Genomic DNA, 19,580 nt, shown 5'->3' on the forward strand with positions numbered 1-19,580 from the left:
TAACTAATTATTAAGATCATGGAACAGAAAAAGAAAGTGGTAGTTGCATTCAGCGGGGGATTAGATACCTCGTTTACCGTAATGTATCTGGCTAAGGAGAAAGGTTATGAGGTGTATGCGGCTTGTGCCAACACGGGTGGTTTCAGCGATGAACAGTTGAAACAGAATGAAGAAAACGCATACAAGTTAGGAGCTGTGAAATACGTTACACTGGACGTGACCCAAGAATACTACGAGAAAAGCTTGAAATACATGATATTCGGAAACGTACTGCGTAACGGTACTTATCCTATTTCCGTCAGTTCGGAACGTATATTCCAAGCATTGGCTATCGCACGTTATGCCAACGAAATCGGTGCGGATGCCATCGCCCATGGTTCCACCGGTGCCGGCAACGATCAGATTCGTTTTGACATGACTTTCCTTGTACTGGCTCCGGGTGTGGAAATCATCACATTGACCCGTGACATGGCATTGAGCCGTCAGGAAGAAATAGACTACTTGAATAAAAACGGTTTCAGTGCAGACTTTACCAAACTGAAATATTCCTATAATGTCGGATTGTGGGGTACTTCCATCTGTGGCGGCGAAATTCTCGACTCGGCACAGGGGCTACCCGAAACAGCATACTTGAAACAGGTGCAGAAGGAAGGAAGCGAACAGTTACGTCTTGAATTTAAACAGGGAGAACTTCATGCCGTAAACGGAGAAGTTTTTGAAGACAAAATTGCCGCCATCCAGAAGGTAGAAGAGATTGGCGCTCCTTACGGTATTGGACGCGACATGCATGTGGGCGATACAATCATCGGTATTAAAGGTCGCGTAGGTTTTGAAGCAGCCGCTCCGATGTTGATTATCGGTGCACACCGCTTCCTCGAAAAATATACGCTGAGCAAATGGCAACAATACTGGAAAGATCAAGTAGCCAACTGGTATGGTATGTTCCTCCACGAAAGCCAGTACCTGGAACCTGTAATGCGCGACATCGAAGCCATGCTGCAGGAGTCGCAGCGCAATGTAAACGGTACGGCAATTCTTGAACTCCGCCCATTGTCTTTCTCTACCGTAGGCGTAGAATCTGAAGATGATTTAGTAAAAACTAAATTTGGCGAATATGGCGAAATGCAGAAAGGCTGGACTGCGGAAGACGCGAAAGGATTTATCAAAGTAACTTCCACTCCGCTACGCGTTTATTATGCAAACCACGAAGTTTAGTTGAAAGTTGAGAGTTGAAAGCTACTATGCAGTTCAATAGTGCAAGCCAGCTTTCAACTCCCAATTTTCAATTCTCAACTTTCAACTTTCAACTAAATAAGCTTTCAACTATTATGATAAAAGCAGGAATTATTGGTGGAGCAGGATATACGGCGGGTGAACTTATCCGCCTACTTATCAATCACCCCGAGACAGAAATAGTATTTATCAACAGCAGCAGTAATGCCGGTAATAAGATTACCGATGTACACGAAGGACTCTACGGAGAATGTGATCTGACTTTTACCGATGCACTTCCTCTGGAAGAAATCGACGTACTTTTCTTTTGTACCGCCCACGGCGATACAAAGAAATTTATCGAAAGCCATAATATACCGGAAGATCTGAAAATTATCGATCTTTCAATGGATTATCGTATCGCATCACCGGATCATGACTTCATCTACGGATTGCCAGAATTGAACCGTCGTGCCACCTGTACGGCCAAGCATGTAGCCAATCCGGGATGTTTTGCAACCTGCATCCAATTAGGACTTCTTCCATTGGCCAAACACTTGATGCTGAATGACGACATCATGGTAAATGCTATCACAGGAAGCACGGGAGCGGGAGTAAAACCTGGTGCCACCAGTCATTTCAGTTGGCGTAATAACAACATGAGTGTGTACAAAGCCTTTGACCACCAACATGTACCCGAAATCAAACAATCGCTGAAACAACTTCAAAACAGTTTCGACTCAGAGATTGATTTTATCCCTTACCGGGGTGATTTTCCACGGGGTATCTTTGCCACGTTAGTGGTAAAAACCAAAGTAGCATTGGAAGAAATCGTACGCATGTATGAGGAATATTACGCAAAAGACTCATTTGTACACATCGTAGACAAAAACATCGATCTCAAACAAGTGGTCAACACCAACAAATGCCTGATACATCTGGAGAAACACGGAGATAAGCTGCTTATTATCTCATGCATCGACAACCTGTTGAAAGGTGCCAGCGGACAAGCAGTACACAATATGAACCTGATGTTCAATCTGGAAGAGACGGTAGGTCTCCGGTTAAAGCCATCGGCTTTTTAGATTGACGATTGGACGATTTACAATTAGACGATTGGAGTTACTTCAATTGTAAATCGTAAAATTAATAGTAGTAACTCCAATCGTCTAATTGTAAATCATAAAATCGTAAATATCATCATGAACCTATTCGATGTATATCCTTTATTCGACATAAACATAGTAAAAGGAAAAGGTTGCCATGTATGGGATGAAAACGGAACAGAATATCTCGACCTCTACGGAGGCCATGCCGTTATCTCCATCGGACATGCCCATCCGCACTATATAGAGATGATTAGCAGCCAAGTGGCAAAACTCGGCTTTTATTCCAACTCGGTTATCAACAAGCTGCAACAGGAAGTGGCTGCACGCTTGGGAAAGATTTCCGGTTATGACGATTACTCACTATTCCTGATCAACAGTGGTGCGGAAGCAAACGAAAATGCCTTGAAACTGGCCTCTTTCCATACCGGACGGACCAAAGTGATTTCTTTCTCCAAAGCTTTCCACGGACGTACTTCACTGGCTGTAGAAGCGACCGATAATCCTAAAATTATCGCTCCCATCAATGCGAACGGACATATCACTTATCTTCCTCTGAACGATACGGAAGCAATGAAAGCCGAACTGGCCAAAGGAGATGTCTGTGCTGTTATCATCGAAGGTATTCAGGGAGTAGGAGGTATTAAAATACCGACTGCAGAATTCTTGCAAGAGCTACGTAAGGCATGTACAGAGAATGGGACCGTATTTATCCTTGATGAAATTCAAAGTGGCTACGGACGTAGCGGTAGATTTTTTGCGCACCAATATGCAGGGATCAAACCCGACATTATCACAGTAGCCAAAGGTATCGCCAATGGTTTTCCAATGGCCGGTGTACTCATCAGCCCGATGTTCAAACCGGTTTACGGTATGTTAGGAACGACTTTCGGAGGAAATCACTTGGCCTGTGCTGCGGCATTAGCAGTTATGGACGTCATTGAGCAAGATCGTCTGATCGAAAATGCAGCCAACATCGGTGCTTACTTATTGGAAGAATTGAAAAAATTCCCACAAATCAAAGAAGTACGCGGATGCGGACTTATGATTGGCATGGAGTTCGAACAGCCGGTAAAAGAAATTCGCAGCCGTCTCATCCATGAACAGAAAGTATTCACCGGAGCCAGTGGAACAAATGTTATCCGACTATTACCCCCTCTCTGCCTCAGCAAAGCAGAAGCAGATGAATTCCTCATCAGATTCAAGAAAGTACTTTAACAATAAAAATGCCGGTATATCGTCTTCTATTCAGAGATTATACCGGCATTTATTTTATATCCGGAAAAACAACCTTCCTACTGTCCTTTCAAACGAAACGACCTCTCAAAATAAAGTATAGACTCTTATGTAGGAAAAGCATACACTCTTATCTTATAAGTCACTGGTATTCCTATAATTACCGAACAAAATTAGCATATAAATTCATAAAATCAATTTTCCACAAGAAAAATACCTGCCACAATTATTCGAATTTTCACTTTTTACATTTACCTTTGTCTCCAACGTACTAAATAACATCAAATTATGAAAGTAGCTATCATTGGTGCAGGAAATATGGGCTCTGCCATTGCACGCGGTTTAGCCCAGGGATATTTGGTTCAAGGACATGAAATTGTTGTGTCCAACCCAACGAATGGGAAATTGGAGAAACTAAAAGCCGACTTTCCCAACATTAAAACAACGAACAACAATATGGATGCAGCAAGCAATGCCGACATTGTAATCGCTGCTGTAAAACCTTGGCTAATAGAGGAGGTACTCGAACCACTCCGTTTGAAACGCACACAGATACTCGTGTCTTTAGCCGCCGGTATTTGTTTCGACGATTTAGCGCATTTTTGTGGTGAGCCGGAAATGCCGATTTTCCGTGTTATTCCCAATACCGCCATTGCCGAACGTGCCAGCATGACTCTTATAGCCGCTCGCAATGCTTCAGATAAACAAAAGAAATTATTAACTGATATGTTCGACGAGATGGGACTGACCATGATGATATCGGAAAGTAAAATAGCAGCAGCAACTGCGCTGACTTCATGTGGTATTGCCTATGTGCTGAAATATGTACAGGCCGCCATGCAGGCAGGTATCGAAATGGGAATCGCACCTAAGGACGGTATGAAAATGGTTGCACAAACACTAATAGGCGGGGCTGAATTGTTGTTAAACAAAGATACGCATCCCAGTGTTGAGATCGACAAAGTGACAACACCCGGTGGAATCACAATTAAAGGTATCAACGAATTGGAACATGCCGGATTTACCTCGGCAATAATAAAAGCAATGAAGGCCTCTAAATAATGCCAAGAATAAAAATGAGAACTCAAACTCCATTAAGAATTATTACGAGCATGAAAACACCCCAACAAACTATTAACATTTACACATTAATTCATTAAATACATGGATGATAAAATTAAGCAAATAGCCGAACGACTACGCGGATTGCGTGATGTACTGGAACTTACAGCAGAAGACATTGCCCGCGATTGTGATATCTCTGCCGAAGAATACCGTTTGGCAGAAACAGGAGAATATGATATTTCAGTAAGTATGCTGCAAAAGATAGCACGTAAGTATGGTATCGCCCTGGATGCACTCATGTTTGGTGAAGAGCCCAAAATGAGCAGTTATTTTTTAACCCGCGCCGGGAAAGGAACAAGTATCGAACGTACCAGAGCATACAAATACCAATCATTAGCAGCAGGATTTATCAATCGGAGCGCTGATCCGTTCATCGTAACCGTTGAACCGAAACCGGATAACGAACCGATACATTACAACAGCCATACCGGCCAAGAATTCAACTTGGTACTTGAAGGACGTATGCTGATTAATATCGAAGGCAAAGAACTGATACTGAACGAAGGTGACAGTCTTTATTTCAACTCAAAACTCCCACACGGCATGAAAGCACTCGATGGAAAAACAGTACGTTTCCTTGCCGTCATCATGTAATATTAATTATGGTAGAAAGATTCTTATCACAAACAACATTCTCCTCACAGGAGGATTTTATCAAAAATCTTAAGATTAACGTACCCGAAAACTTTAACTTCGGATATGATATAGTAGATGCTTGGGCTGCCGAAGAGCCAAATAAGTCTGCATTACTGTGGACGAACGATAAAGGCGAGCATGTGCAGTTCACATTTGCCGATATGAAGCATTATACAGACATAACGGCCTCTTATTTCCAGTCATTGGGAATTGGACGCGGCGATATGGTAATGTTGATTCTAAAACGCCGGTATGAATTTTGGTTCAGTATCATAGCGTTACACAAACTGGGAGCTACGGTAATCCCCGCAACTCACCTATTAACTAAAAAAGATATCGTATATCGCTGCAATGCCGCAGATATTAAAATGATCGTTGCCGCCGGCGAAGAAGTGATCACCAAACATATCATCGAAGCTATGCCCGATTGCCCGACTGTACATAAACTTGTCAGCGTAGGGCCCGAGATCCCTGAAGGATTTGAAGATTTCCATAAAGGTATCCAAGGAGCAGCCCCGTTCGTAAAACCTGAACATCCGAATACGAACGATGACATTTCACTGATGTATTTCACTTCCGGCACTACCGGCGAGCCTAAAATGGTAGCACATGATTTTACTTATCCGTTAGGCCATATCGTTACAGGTAGTTTCTGGCACAACCTTACCCCAAAAAGTCTCCACCTCACCATAGCCGATACAGGTTGGGGGAAAGCCGTATGGGGAAAGTTATATGGACAATGGATTGCCGGAGCTAACATATTTGTATACGATCATGAAAAATTCACCCCGGGTGACATCCTAACAAAGATACAAGATTACCACGTCACGTCTCTCTGTGCACCACCTACCATCTTCCGCTTTCTTATTCATGAAGATCTGACCAAATACGATCTTTCTTCATTGCAATATTGTACAATTGCCGGTGAAGCACTGAATCCCGCCGTATTCGACACTTTCAAGAAGCTGACAGGCATCAAACTAATGGAAGGATTCGGACAGACAGAAACAACACTGACCGTAGCTACTTTTCCTTGGATGGAACCGAAACCGGGAAGCATGGGAGTCCCTAACCCGCAATATGATGTGGATCTGATCGACCACGACGGACGTTCGGTAGAAGCCGGCGAGCAAGGGCAAATCGTTATCCGTACAAACAGAGGAAAGCCATTAGGACTTTTCAAGGAGTATTATCGTGACGCTGCCCGTACCCATGAAGCGTGGAACAACGGTATTTATTATACCGGTGATGTGGCCTGGAAAGACGAGGACGGTTATCTATGGTTTGTAGGCCGTGCCGACGATGTCATTAAAAGTTCCGGCTATCGCATCGGTCCGTTCGAAGTGGAAAGTGCGTTAATGACCCATCCGGCTGTTGTGGAGTGTGCCATTACCGGAGTACCCGACGAAATTCGTGGACAAGTAGTAAAAGCCACCATCGTTTTGTCCAAGGAATATAAAGCACAAGCAGGGGAAGGCCTAATAAAGGAACTTCAAAACCATGTGAAAAAAGTGACCGCACCATACAAATATCCACGTGTCATTGAATTCGTTGATGAACTTCCGAAAACAATCAGTGGTAAAATACGTCGTGTGGAAATCCGGAAAAACGATGAAAAATAAAAGTATACCTTAAACTTCACTTTTCAAATATCAGGAAACCGGTTGCAAGAATGACATGCGCTTTGAATCAATGAAAATCGCTACATTTCTGCAACCGGTTCCTTTTTAAGGATATTTGTTTTCTCATAATATCAACAGTCACCGAAAAAGACAAATTTGGAGCAATTCATATCCTAAATTGCTAACGTTTGCAACAATTCTTCTAAAGATTGAACGAATATTCGTCATTGGACTTGAAAACATGCTCTATATTTGCAAACAGAATACAACAAAAACCAGAAACAGATGATCACAAGTAGAAAAATTTCCCAAGTAGACGTTTTCACCGGTAGTCCGTGGGAAGCAACCAGCGTAAAAAACCTTCTCAATGCAGCCTACATTGAAGTTTCAATGAAAGACAAAGGAACTAACAGTATTTTATTATCCGTACCCTGCGAATTTTATACCGCAGCTATGCGCGTCATAAACAACAGAAAAGGTTCATAAACCCACATACCCTACATTGAAGCCGGTTTCGATTACCAAATCAAAACCGGCTTTATTCATCTGAACAGGGATATTCCTAAGCTATTATAAAAGAAAATCACTACAAGATTTACCCTGCAGTGATTAACTGAATGCATCATCAGGAATCTGCTACAGTTATCCCCAACTGTATTAGCAGATATTCTTCACAATCATCAAAAAGACATTTACATATTACCTACTTTTTTTACAATACAATCTGCTCCATCAACAATCTTGACCAGATATAAAGAGGATGTTGTTCCCAGTTGAACTGTTTCTAACGCATTCTCAATGATGAAAGATTTCACAACCTGACCTAAAACATCATAGACAAATACTTCACAACCAACTTTTCCATCTTTAACAATTAATTTTCCATCTTTTGTATAGACCGTCGTATTAGCTATTTCCGTATTAGTAATAGAAACCGTACCACTGAATACTGCACGAAGAGCAACATTTGCGAATACTTGATAAGAAAATTCTTTACTATCACCTAATTCTTCCAGCAGCCCAGCCTCAATTAAATCATATTCATCATCTTCACCTTCTTTTATCCATAATTCGGCCAATTCACAACCCTCTTCAGGCAACCAAGCAATAAGCAATTCCTCATCATAAATAATTTCACTCTGATCCTCCAATTCGATGTCGTCACTTAGTCTTTTAACCATTAGTTTACCTTTCTTTGGCGTATCGTTTGCCAAAGTCAAGGAATATTTCTCGGCTTCATATACCACTTGAACAGTAGTCTCTTTTGTAATATTCAGTGAGAATGATTTATTAGTTAATATCTCATCCATCTTTTCTTCACCATCAATCATTACACTTGCAACATAACATCTAACAGCCGGTTGAAGTGTAAATGTCACCTTTTCATTATAAGGTATTAAGTCTCCGGAAATTACATCATCTCCATTCGATTTTTGCACAATCATCTTTCCAAACTCTTCATTACAAGAATAATTCAATGAATAAGAATCAATTGCAAATTTCGCAATAATATCCAAATGCTCATTTACTACCAAAGAATAGCCAGCATCAGATACACATTCCTCTGTCTTGTCATCACCATTTATCAAAACGCTCTCTACATGATAATTCTCATCCGGAGTCACTTTTATTACTACAACCGACCCTTTGTACACAATTGCTCCACTCGCAATCTCATTTGATGAATTATCTGATACAGAAAGTATTCCATTTCCTTCCACCTGATAATTTACAAGTTTACCTTTTATAATATCCAATGAAACAGTGGCATCTTCTGCCAACACAAATGTATTGCTTTCAAGTTCTTCACCATTCACCAAAATTGCACGTATTATATAATCATCAGAAGTTACTTCAGCATTCACTGAAAGGACTGTACCTAAAGGCAAACGAGTACCATTAGTAACTTCCTCTTCTCCATTCATTATTTGCAATGTGGCTCCTTCTGTTTGTTCAAAAGAAACAACCCCCATCACAGCCTCATGAATATTAATGGTGAAGTCACAGATTGTACCTCTATTACTAGCCAAACTTGCATCTCCACATGGATCCAAACTGTTCCAATCGGCTTTAAATCTAATACGCGTTTCCCCTAATTTAGCATTATCGGGTATTATAAAACTGGGAAGATCTCTCTGTACTTTTCCTGCATCAACAACATCTCCTTTACTATCATGATAAGTCCCATCATCTTCACTATAATGTGTATACGACACCACCTCGTTCGATTCAAAAACACCATTCTGATTATAATCCACATACACGTAATAATGTGTCCAATATAGATTAAAATCAGCAACCGTTAAGAACAGTTCATTACCGATAGTGGCATTTAAAACATCTGCCGTATTATCAAAATTTATTTTACTTTGAGTTTTAGCACCTATTCCGGCCACTACTGTAGTAAAATCTTGAGCTATGCCACCCTGTGAAGCCCCACTTACACTCAATGACTGAACAACACGATCCGTATTTGTTCTTGGATAAGCATCTTCATCCCAGATACAATACTCTCCCGGATGAGTAATAGTATATGTAGCGGTTGCAATCTCACTGTTAGCCAAACCATCTTTTACTGCAATTGCTTTCACAGTAGTTGTCTCTTCAATCGTAATCAATCCTTCATACAAAATAGATCGTTCGTTTGGAGTGTTCCCATCTAATGTATAATAGATAGATGCTCCATCAGTAACAGTAGTCAATTCAATCGCTACAGAATTTTCATATTCCCCTTCCGGAGCCGAAAAAGTAGGAGACTTAACAACTTCCGTTTCTCCAGCTGCATAATAAATATCTGCGCCGTCAGTCAACCAGTATAAAGAAAAATTATTGAAATAGAGAGACATATTATCTGTATCATAATTTTCTTCTACATACGCTCCAATAGTACCGTCAGGAAGAATTGTCAATGAAGAATATGCCGATCCGGTAGGACAAATTGACTTCTTAACCGGCCAAGTTTGCCCTTCATCATAACTCACAAAAACTGAGACATTCCGTCTGTTAGCAGCGTCATTGGGTATACTGTGTAATAAACGATTCTTCTCATAGCCATCATTAACAGAAGTATATCGAATTATATCACCATTGCAATTCGGTTCAAGCATTTCAGTCCACTCAGATACTTCTCCCCATGTAATACCTCCATCAGTCGATTTCGTATAGTAACGGGGACCTTTACTCTGACGACGAATACTCATTAGGATTGTACCATCACTTAACTCTACAACTTTAGATTCGTCACCGCCTAATTTAGCTCGTTTGGAAACATTCCACGTCTCTCCATTATCATCTGAATAGTAAACAAAATTAGACAAAGTGCTTGCTGAATTCTCACGGACAGCAGCTACAAACATAATCCGTCCATTTTTTGTCAATAATCCATTTCCCGAAGCACAGAAAGAAGCATACCACCCCTGTCTCTCGGTAACAGTACATGCCGTTCCATAAAGCTGCTCAGTGATATCACGAGGTGCGCTCCAAGTTTTACCATTATCCGTACTTTTACAAACATAAGTACGAGTAGGATTCGAAGGAGATGAATTATTAAAAATACCTTCACCACCTACAAAAATACAAAGAAGGCCATTTTCTTCCGTCGTATGTACTAAACCGGCATCGCCAAATCCTCTACGTGCTCCTGTTCCTTCAGCAATAGTTTGCGGTTCGGACCATGTGATACCTCCATCCTCACTTCTTCTTATAACCACGTCAATATCTTCAGGCAAGTCACCTTGATTATTTTTACGCTTGTCTGTTGCAACAACCAAAGAACCATCTGCAGCAGTAATAATCGCTGGAATTCTATAGTTCTTTGAACCGGCATCCCCAGGTGCAAATAACAGTTTACGCTTCAATAAGATAGTACGTTCCCCTTCAACTGAACCTTCCGTAAAAGCATATGTTTCATCTGCAGTAGTGATAGAAACTATATTTGCATCAACTTTGTTCCCTTCTGTTGCATTATCAGCTATATCATATGTAATCCATAAATAATTGGTTCCCGAAGTCAATTCACCTGTAAGTTCACAATTTATCTCTCCGGAAGCAGGCTTACAACTGCCTAATAAAGTAGCGGTAACAGCAGTATAGCGAGCATCAAAACTATTTATATTTCCAGTAGAATACACCTTAATGCTTTTCACATCCTGTACATTTGTAGTTCCATCCATGTTCAAGGTAAGTTTATTGCACTGAACCGGATCCGTTCCTTCCATATCCAACACCGCCTTTAGCACCACTTCATCCTCATTACCACGCCCAGTAAAATTAGAATCCTGCACAACAGAAGCTGAAGCTACTTTACAAGGACCATCAACCGGATAATTCACAAGTACTCCGTTGTGCCCGTTTCCACTGACATCCGGAACAGTCAATCCGTCAATATTTTCAAAATCATAGGCAGCGACCAATCCTTCCGATGCAGGCATTTCATCTACCTTATCTGCATTGATTTCCTCCAATGACAACGCTCTTTTCCAAAAACGGAGATTATCAATTTCACCTTTCAAATAATATGCATATTCCATTGCAGAAGCTCGTCCGGTTCCTACAGTAACATCATAGTCATTTTCCACATACCACGGGCCAATATCTTTTATACCGGAATTTCCAACCTGCTTTCCGTTATGATATAGATACATTTTTCCATTTACTCTATCCACTACAAAAGCAACATGCGCCCAAGTATCCAAACTGCCAGATTCTGTAGACCATACACTCATAGAATTATCATGATTCCCAGCAGTATTTGGAGCATTATTCGCATAAAATTTACTTGAACTTTGTCCCCCCCATAATTCATATCCACTTTTGGGAGTACCGGTCATACTCCGTTTTGCAACGAACCGTTGACCATCTAACCACCGATTTACCTTGACCCAACACGCAACGGTAAAACTCTCCTCTGCCGAGACGTTAAAGTCATCATGAGAAGCGATTTTCATTAATTGATCCGTACCATTCAGTACCAATGATTGTCCCGATTGTCCCCAAAGCGGTAGAATACTCATCAGAACCAAAATAGAAATCAAAGAAATGTAATGTTTCATTTTCAATAATAGATTTTTTAGTTTAACAAAAAAATTATACGTTTAGAAAACGATAAAACAAAAGGAGCTGCTATATGTTATTATTTACATTATATAACAATAACAGCTCCCCTTCTATCAAAATATAGATATAATATTGAGGTTAATACCTAATATTACTTCTTTATTACTTTCAATGCTTTTAGAATCTTAGTATCCTGTTTTATATTAATAAAATAAATACCAGCAGCACCATTTACACTTAAATGGATATTTTCGCCATCGGCTACCGTAGTTTCTTTTGCATCAATCATTTTTCCTGCAGCATCAAATACTTCAATAGCGTATGTACCCTCGTTTGCAAAACGAATATTCAATTCATCTACAAACGGATTCGGGTAAGCATTATAAGCAATTTCCAATTCGTTATCAGCAAAACCGACTCCACCATCTGTCACTGTTACCGAACGATAAGTTTTGGATACTGATCCCCAACCGTTCTCCAATGTCAAAATAGCGTTGAATTCACCTTCTGAAGGATAAGCTGCTACTACACTACCGGCTTCACCCGTTCCTGTAATATCACCTTGAATTTGAGCCTCTTCTAATTTCCAAGATGGTTTAGTTTCAACTTTAAAGATACTACCAGAAATAAATGGTGCACCTGTTCCATAAGTGATATCTACCGGAACATATTGGTTCACACCCTGGGAAACTGTCTTAATTTCGGTCATATAACCTTTTAAAGTCTTATTACTTCCTGTACTGAGAATTTCATTATTCTCATTCGGTTCAGTTTCAAAATCCCAGTAGCCAATCAACGACTCCGGTATTACAGTTTGATGCTCCATTGACTTTTTCACTTCTTCAGCAGTCAGCCCTTTATTATATAATTGGAATTCATCTAAATATCCATCAAAGCCTGCTCTATTGGCAGCAATACCACCTACCATAATCGTATAAGAATTCTTCCAGTCCTTTACATTCGTTATACCACCTCCGGAATTAATCAGCTTACCATTAACATATAACGATACATTACGTCCATTTTGATAATCAACAACAACTGCCAAATGATACCATTGATTAGGAACAAAAGTAAAGTCCTCTGCTATAATTTTAGTTTCCGAACCTGCTCCAGATTCTTTTTTCTTCAAATTAAACGATAACTTATTATCCGAAGCTTGGATATGAGTCCAAAGCCATCCCCAATCGCTATCGGGCCAACGATCTTCAGCAGCACGTATATTTAAAAGATGCGTACCATCGCTTATGTGATTAAATACAGCCGGTTTGAACCAAAAAGCAATGGTAAAAGGAGACTGGCTATTAAAATTCAATTGATCGGCTGGAACTCCAAAAGCAATTTCATTTAATCTTAAGCCACGCGAAACATATCCATCTGCATTACGTCCGATATATTTATATGTTACCTTATCACCCTTTTCTATCGAAATGGGACTATCGCTGTCATTGGCCGTCAGCGTTTTTATTTCCGGCATAGCCCCTACTTCTTCAGAAGAAATCTGAATCAAGGCTTGATGTAATTCTATGTTTTCCCCAGAAGTAATACGAAGATCATAAATACCAATTTCACTAAGAGCTGTTTCAAGTGATACAGAACTCGGGAAGTCTTTTACAACAACACCTGTCTGCGCATTCAGAATTTCCCACTTATCAGCCGGTGCATGAGTCGGATCAATATATTTAATCGCAAATGTCTCACCACTCTTAATCACCGGTTTATCGATTTCAATACCTTCTACAGTTGAATTATCCGGTGTATCCAACCATCCTGTCCATGCAATTTCTGATTCACTCTTACCGTCCAAAGCAACAGCCGATACTCCTAACTTAACCTTTTTATCACCATTTACATCAAACGGAGCACTCACTACATAAGCAGCCCATGAAGTAGTAGCCGTACACATAACAGGTTCACCACCTTCTTGTTGGATATAAATCTTATAATACCAAGTATTGACATCTTCATTATAAATAGGATCTTCCGGATGAGCAGCATCACGATCTTTCATCTTAAAGAACACTTTGAAATCCAATCCCTTATAATTGGCAGCCAACAACTTCTGATTGGTAATTATCGGCTGATTCGGAGTTAGAGCATCAGAACGTGTTAATGAAATTTCTCCAATCAACACTTTAAAATCCGCAGATGTCTTTTCAAATCTTAAACCGAGCATAGCAAGCGTCTCTTTGTTCAATCTCAAAGTACCGGGAAGCGTACCTACTTTAATTGTCTTTGCAACCCATTCCTTGCTTGAAGTAATATTATTTCCAACAGTAGCCGAAACTTCTGTACCTTCCTTACCTTCTGCAGAACATGCAACAGCTACAGAACCTGTACCGCTGACAACTTTATAACGAATAGTCAGCACATCACCACTTTTCAGCGAATATTGTGTTTTAAACAGATGAAGATATTCTCTATCTGTTTGGCCTGCTATAGAAAGACAAGAACCACCAAACCAAGCATCGTCCCAAGTAAATTCTGCTTTCAAACCTTTGCTCGGCACATCTGTCACATCTCTTCCCATAAAATTGGCAGTAAACCACCATCTCCATGTAGGTAAATAATCCTGCATACCAATATTGTACCATTCATTTTTGAATGTTGTTTCACCTTTCACATTAAAGAAAGTACCGTTACCCAAATTAAAATAAGTAACAAAAGGCTCTGCAGCCAAATCATCGGAAGCTAATACACTACGTGCCGTAATGAATTTAGAGAATCCATGGAAATCTGTAGCAGTGGTAGAATGTCTCAATATATTTTGGATTTTCAAATCATTTACGGGATTATAAGTAGACCCTGTAAATACATTCTCACTAATCAACTGATACGTTTTTTGTTTAGTCAACGGACTAGATCCCAACTCACCTCTTCCTTCAAAAATCATATTCATATTGTGTGCTCCCCAAATACCTACAGATATTTCAGCATTCTTCAAAGCAATCCAATCGGCCACAGATCTGCCTTGAAAGTCCATACCACCATATACATCATAAGAGGAACGTCCCGCAAAACTTTTTGCTGTACTCTGAGAAGTAGACAAACCACTTGCACCCCAGTTATAATTCATAAAATATGCATCGGATGTAGGATTTCCATTCCAGTGGAACCAATCTTGATTTGAAGAACTAAGGGCATCACCTCCCCCTACGGTTCCCCCGCTCGTCATCAAAGAGTACCATGCATTCGTAAAATACGGCCACTTTGCTGCTTCACGCTTGGCAAAACACTGAGACAACAATGTCTTCAATCCATCAGCACTTAAACCACTACCAATACTAAACTCTGAATTATAACCTATTCCATCAATACCATAATAACGCAGAAATTTCAATAATTTATCTGCACCACCATCGATCATAGCTTTCATTGTTTGTCCATGGCCACCATCAGTAGCGGTAACTGTTGAAGCCCAAGGCACGGAAGCCAGCGTCGATGTTCTTACGCCATTCTTATGGCAAATATCAGTAAAAGCACCGGCCATACGAATCATAGGAGCAGTCCAATTACCATAAATATCCACATAGCTCCACATACTAAACACTTCGGAATCAAAAAAGTAAGAAGGAAGTGATTTCCACCCCCCACCATCAGCAGTACCGATTGGACACCACCAGATCAGTTTTCTATCCGGAGTCATTTCCGGATCAACTTGTGTAGCCGAATTGGTGAAACGTTCTTTAGGCTTCACACGAGAAATAAAGAATTCTTCATCTTCAGCTGCTGCATCTGAAAATAAAGGAGTTCCCGGTTGCCAATTAGAATAAGCTTCATAAAAAGGCACACTCTTACTACTTTCGTTCACATACATCGAATGCGATGGAACTTGGGCGAATGCCGCACTACTCACTAACAGGCAGGCCCCTACATAATAATGTCTGATTTTTCCCATAAATATAAATTAATTAGATTATATTCCGGAGTACTTCTACTCCGGAACTAAACAGAAAATATAAACGCTCTACAAGTTAACAGTACCATTAATGGTAGCCTGTTTCCCAGCAATTCCAACTTTCAAATTAAAGACCAGTTTCCCATTTTCCACTTTCAATGTACCACTCAATAAACTTACAGTTTCATCATTCAAACTATACGTGACTTGACCTGACAAATCTGCACCTATGGTATAGGTATGTGCATCTTCCAAATTAACGTCCTGATCAAAATTGAAAATTAAATAATTTGTGAAATCTCCTTGATCAAGTTCTTCTGGAATAAAAATCAAAAGTTCTTTTGTTGTTTGCCGTTCCCAGCTGAATCTATCATCGAATGTTACATCATAAATTTCAATAATACCGGCGTCTTTCACTGTTATTTCCTTTTCCGCCTTCACTGTATTACCTTTATCATCCTTTATTGAAACTGCTATAGCAGTCTTTCCTGCAGCAATAGTAGTTACAACTCCTTCATTATCCACCGTAGCGACTTGTTCATTAGAAGAAGTCCAAGTATAGCGATCTTCTGGAATATTTTTCACATTAGCCTTTACTTCAGTAGCTAATTTGAAAGATTCACCCGCATAATAAGAAGCAGTTCCATCTACAAAACTAATAGAAGTAACCTTCAATAAAACAATAAAATGGCATTTATCACTCTTATCTCTTGACGTAGCAATAATATCCACTTCCCCTGGTGAGCGGAATACAACTAATCCTTCACTGCCTACCGTTGCTATATTTTCATCAGAAGAAGACCACTTTATAGGCCAGTAATCTGTAATGCCAAAGGGTGCTACATCAACTTCCGGAAACAAATTATAGAAAAGAACATCTTCTATTGTATATTGTGAATTAAGCATTGTCACAGATTCAACATAATAGTCGTTCTTATCATAAATCTCACAACTTGCTGTTACTTTTCGCCCTTCCGCTTCCACTGTCACAACTGCATTCCCCGGCACTCCTCCGGAAGTAACTACAATAAAATATTCTCCAGGAGCCTCTTCACTAAGTCCACGTTTATTCACGACCAACCCTTCACCTGAAGTCGTTACTTTAAAATCAATGCTATTAATAGTCGTCTGGTCATCCGGATATGCTTTATAATATACTACAATCGTGTCTTTCCCCTTATCATCATTATTAATAGTAAATTTATAACTGCTCTGTTCAATCTCTGTAATATCAGCTCCTGTAAAAGACATTAACGATAAATACAATTTTACTTTTACATATACTTCACATTCTATTTCTGCTCCCCCTAACTTAGCCGTTATCTTTATAGGTTCTTCTTGTTGCACATTTTGTGGATGAATACCTATTTTATAGGTACCCTCTTGAGTAGTTTCTTGCAATTTGCTTGCATCATCCACTAACAGAACCGCCTCATCAGAAGATATAAATTCTAATGGATAGAGTTTCAATAAATCCGGATCAATAGTTAGAACCAATGAATCTGAAATAGTACTCGGATTAATATAATATTTACTTTGTTCAAACGAGAAAGTCGGGTCAGTTGGACCAATACGTTCTGCTACTGTCACAATCGCCAGCAAATAACGTCCATCCTGAAGCGTTGCCTTTACAACAGCCTGCCCATAATTAACTCCCGTTACTTTACCAGCCTCATCTATCGTCAAGACATTTCCTTGTATGCCCTCTTCTGGTGTTTCATCTTTTATTGACCAGACAACGGTCCCCGGAAATAAATCTTCTCCTTCAGCAAGTACCTGAAATTGATAAGATTCATTTGGATATACTGTCACTGCGGTTTTAGACATCTTAACATATTCCACATCATCATCTTTACAACCCACCAAACTTAGACAGGCAGTAAATAATGTCAAGATAAAATATACATATTTCTTAGTTATCATATTTTTTTTATTAATAGTTAGCTATTAAAAATTCTTTGGAATGATACGATTATTTTCATCGCGTCCTTCTGTCGGTACATCCCACCAAACACGAGTACCAGCGGTATTATCTCCTCCAAGCGCAACTTCAATATTAGGAATATTCACTTGCTCATTCGAAGTGCTTTCACCAAACGGTATACGCCGTATCTGCAATTCATTATCAAATGATTTATCCGGCCAATTCCTGGGCACTCCGTTCACTTCTTCTACAACAGGAAACAGTCTGGGATATCCTGTACGACGGAATGTAGTCCATGCCTCAGCTGACTGTGGGAAATTAGCAATATACTTTTGAGTGACAATCTTCTCTAATTTCACTTCGTCAGAGTCCCCCTCATCCCATTTTACCCCAACTTGCACACCACGGGTTTGATCCGTTTCACTAAATTCAGGCTGATAATAATCTTTATAAACTATTTTCGTATTAGCAGCCGTCTGTTTCAAATAAGCATCAGCCGCACCAGATAACCCATTCTCTTCAAAAACCTTTCTGATACCTTGCTCATAAAAATCCTTAGCACTGGTACCCCCGACATTCCAATTTCTCAATTTAGCTTCAGAAAGAAGAAAAAGGACCTCAGTCACTTTAAAGAAATTACGCGGCATATATTTCACTTGAAATTTAGAGAATGCCTTGTAACCGTTCTCTGCCGGGCTCGGGTCAACAGAGCATCCTTGACGCATACCGACACACTCTTTTGCAACATCCAGTGTTTTTTTACCAGATGTTTTAGAATTAATAACCGCTCCATTTTTAGAAAACCACACTTCAAGCAACGGATTATTATAACGTTTCATGATGTTTTCTAAAGAAGCTCCTAAACGAGAATCCTCCCACTCGGCACTAATTTTATGAAGAGGATGTTGATAAGTACTACCATTATCCGTAGGCAATCCAAAATCTTCAGTAAGCAACCCTATTTCATCATTAGCAGCACTTTCCGCAATAGTCTGTGCGTCTCCCGGATTCACTTTTACCATATTCAATGCCATTCTCAGCCGTATAGAATTGGCAAACCTCACCCAATTCTTCCAATCACCTTTTGAATACCCTTCTTTTTCACCTTCTACCCGTTTCAACATTTCAGCAGACGTTTTTTTTTCTTTCAAAGTAGCAATCGCCTCTTCCAAGTCAGTAAAGATTGCCTTATATGTATCCTCACAAGACAAATATTCAAGTGGATTGGTCTCTTTCAATTTTCGATAGTCATTATAAGGAATCACACCAAAGAAATCAACTAATTCATGCATACTGTAAGCATACAAAATTTGAGCGATTGCTTTCCATTCTGGATTTCCATGACTTTCTGCAAAAAAATAAGCGTGATAAAGTTGCGGAAATAATTTCTGACTCTCACCGAGAGGACCACCATAATACCCATTCGGATAATCATACGTATGATATAGAGGTTGGCCAAAGTCGAATTTACTTTTTGAAACAGTGCAATATCCTGCAAATACATCTATATTGGTATTACGCTGATATTGATATTTATGTTCTCTAAAATCAATCACATATTCCATTGCTTGGCGTAGTTCTCCTTCCAATACCTCATCAGAAACATCTCCCATATCAATTCCATCACCTCCTGAAGTATCACTCTGCTTATCATCAATAATTTGCCAATCCGGATAATCAAACGCATCCCCACAACTTCCCATTATTAAAGAGGTGGTAGCCAATAAGCCATAAAAGAATATTGATTTATATATTTTTTTCATCTT

At 39.7% G+C, this 19,580-nt stretch carries 11 protein-coding genes; 7 read left to right on the forward strand and 4 right to left on the reverse strand.

Going from position 1 to position 19,580, the window contains the following annotated elements; all coding sequences use genetic code 11:
* Nucleotides 1-18 precede the first annotated feature (18 nt).
* From HMPREF1532_RS06720 to HMPREF1532_RS06750, 7 genes are all read left to right on the forward strand, one after another.
* Nucleotides 19-1,215 carry an argininosuccinate synthase gene (locus HMPREF1532_RS06720; protein WP_005926705.1) on the forward strand — a complete coding sequence of 399 codons (1,197 nt, stop codon included), beginning with the start codon at nt 19-21 and terminating at the stop codon, nt 1,213-1,215.
* 113 nt (nt 1,216-1,328) lie between these two features.
* Nucleotides 1,329-2,297, forward strand: a complete 969-nt coding sequence (gene argC, locus HMPREF1532_RS06725; protein ID WP_005926708.1) for an N-acetyl-gamma-glutamyl-phosphate reductase — start codon at nt 1,329-1,331, stop codon at nt 2,295-2,297.
* 117 nt (nt 2,298-2,414) lie between these two features.
* Nucleotides 2,415-3,536, forward strand: a complete 1,122-nt coding sequence (locus HMPREF1532_RS06730) for an aspartate aminotransferase family protein (RefSeq protein ID WP_005926711.1) — start codon at nt 2,415-2,417, stop codon at nt 3,534-3,536.
* A gap of 306 nt (nt 3,537-3,842) precedes the next feature.
* On the forward strand, nt 3,843-4,616 hold the full coding sequence (gene proC / locus HMPREF1532_RS06735; RefSeq protein WP_005926714.1) for a pyrroline-5-carboxylate reductase: 774 nt from the start codon (nt 3,843-3,845) through the stop codon (nt 4,614-4,616).
* 102 nt (nt 4,617-4,718) lie between these two features.
* Nucleotides 4,719-5,273 (forward strand): helix-turn-helix domain-containing protein, encoded by a 555-nt coding sequence (locus tag HMPREF1532_RS06740; RefSeq protein ID WP_005926717.1) that lies wholly within the window; start codon nt 4,719-4,721, stop codon nt 5,271-5,273.
* Between the two features lie 8 nt (nt 5,274-5,281).
* A complete protein-coding gene (locus HMPREF1532_RS06745) occupies nt 5,282-6,937 on the forward strand; it encodes an AMP-binding protein (protein WP_005926719.1) in 1,656 nt (551 codons plus the stop codon).
* Nucleotides 6,938-7,222: 285 nt separating this feature from the next.
* Nucleotides 7,223-7,423, forward strand: coding sequence for a DUF2007-related protein (locus tag HMPREF1532_RS06750; protein ID WP_005926722.1), 201 nt, complete (start codon nt 7,223-7,225; stop codon nt 7,421-7,423).
* Nucleotides 7,424-7,629: 206 nt separating this feature from the next.
* Here HMPREF1532_RS06750 and HMPREF1532_RS06755 read toward each other — a convergent pair whose 3' ends face one another.
* From HMPREF1532_RS06755 to HMPREF1532_RS06770, 4 genes are all read right to left on the reverse strand, one after another.
* Nucleotides 7,630-11,988, reverse strand: coding sequence for an exo-alpha-sialidase (locus tag HMPREF1532_RS06755; protein WP_005926725.1), 4,359 nt, complete (start codon nt 11,986-11,988; stop codon nt 7,630-7,632).
* Between the two features lie 155 nt (nt 11,989-12,143).
* Nucleotides 12,144-15,890 (reverse strand): endo-beta-N-acetylglucosaminidase, encoded by a 3,747-nt coding sequence (locus HMPREF1532_RS06760; protein WP_005926728.1) that lies wholly within the window; start codon nt 15,888-15,890, stop codon nt 12,144-12,146.
* Nucleotides 15,891-15,959: 69 nt separating this feature from the next.
* Entirely contained in the window at nt 15,960-17,813 is a 1,854-nt protein-coding gene (locus HMPREF1532_RS06765; RefSeq protein ID WP_005926731.1) for an Ig-like domain-containing protein, read from the reverse strand.
* A gap of 24 nt (nt 17,814-17,837) precedes the next feature.
* The gene (locus HMPREF1532_RS06770; protein WP_005926734.1) at nt 17,838-19,577 is read right to left on the reverse strand and encodes a SusD/RagB family nutrient-binding outer membrane lipoprotein; all 1,740 of its coding nucleotides are present in this window, start codon (nt 19,575-19,577) and stop codon (nt 17,838-17,840) included.
* Nucleotides 19,578-19,580: the final 3 nt, after the last annotated feature.

The organism is Bacteroides salyersiae WAL 10018 = DSM 18765 = JCM 12988, from assembly GCF_000381365.1.
In the GTDB taxonomy this organism is placed as follows: domain Bacteria; phylum Bacteroidota; class Bacteroidia; order Bacteroidales; family Bacteroidaceae; genus Bacteroides; species Bacteroides salyersiae.

Bases quoted from the DNA above. Each gene is read 5' to 3' on its own strand.
- HMPREF1532_RS06750 (WP_005926722.1), top strand. From the start codon at position 7,223: ATGATCACAAGTAGAAAAATTTCCCAAGTAGACGTTTTCACCGGTAGT.
- HMPREF1532_RS06770 (WP_005926734.1), bottom strand. From the start codon at position 19,577: ATGAAAAAAATATATAAATCAATATTCTTTTATGGCTTATTGGCTACC.
- HMPREF1532_RS06745 (WP_005926719.1), top strand. From the start codon at position 5,282: ATGGTAGAAAGATTCTTATCACAAACAACATTCTCCTCACAGGAGGAT.
- HMPREF1532_RS06740 (WP_005926717.1), top strand. From the start codon at position 4,719: ATGGATGATAAAATTAAGCAAATAGCCGAACGACTACGCGGATTGCGT.
- HMPREF1532_RS06720 (WP_005926705.1), top strand. From the start codon at position 19: ATGGAACAGAAAAAGAAAGTGGTAGTTGCATTCAGCGGGGGATTAGAT.
- HMPREF1532_RS06755 (WP_005926725.1), bottom strand. From the start codon at position 11,988: ATGAAACATTACATTTCTTTGATTTCTATTTTGGTTCTGATGAGTATT.
- proC (WP_005926714.1), top strand. From the start codon at position 3,843: ATGAAAGTAGCTATCATTGGTGCAGGAAATATGGGCTCTGCCATTGCA.
- HMPREF1532_RS06765 (WP_005926731.1), bottom strand. From the start codon at position 17,813: ATGATAACTAAGAAATATGTATATTTTATCTTGACATTATTTACTGCC.
- HMPREF1532_RS06730 (WP_005926711.1), top strand. From the start codon at position 2,415: ATGAACCTATTCGATGTATATCCTTTATTCGACATAAACATAGTAAAA.
- HMPREF1532_RS06760 (WP_005926728.1), bottom strand. From the start codon at position 15,890: ATGGGAAAAATCAGACATTATTATGTAGGGGCCTGCCTGTTAGTGAGT.
- argC (WP_005926708.1), top strand. From the start codon at position 1,329: ATGATAAAAGCAGGAATTATTGGTGGAGCAGGATATACGGCGGGTGAA.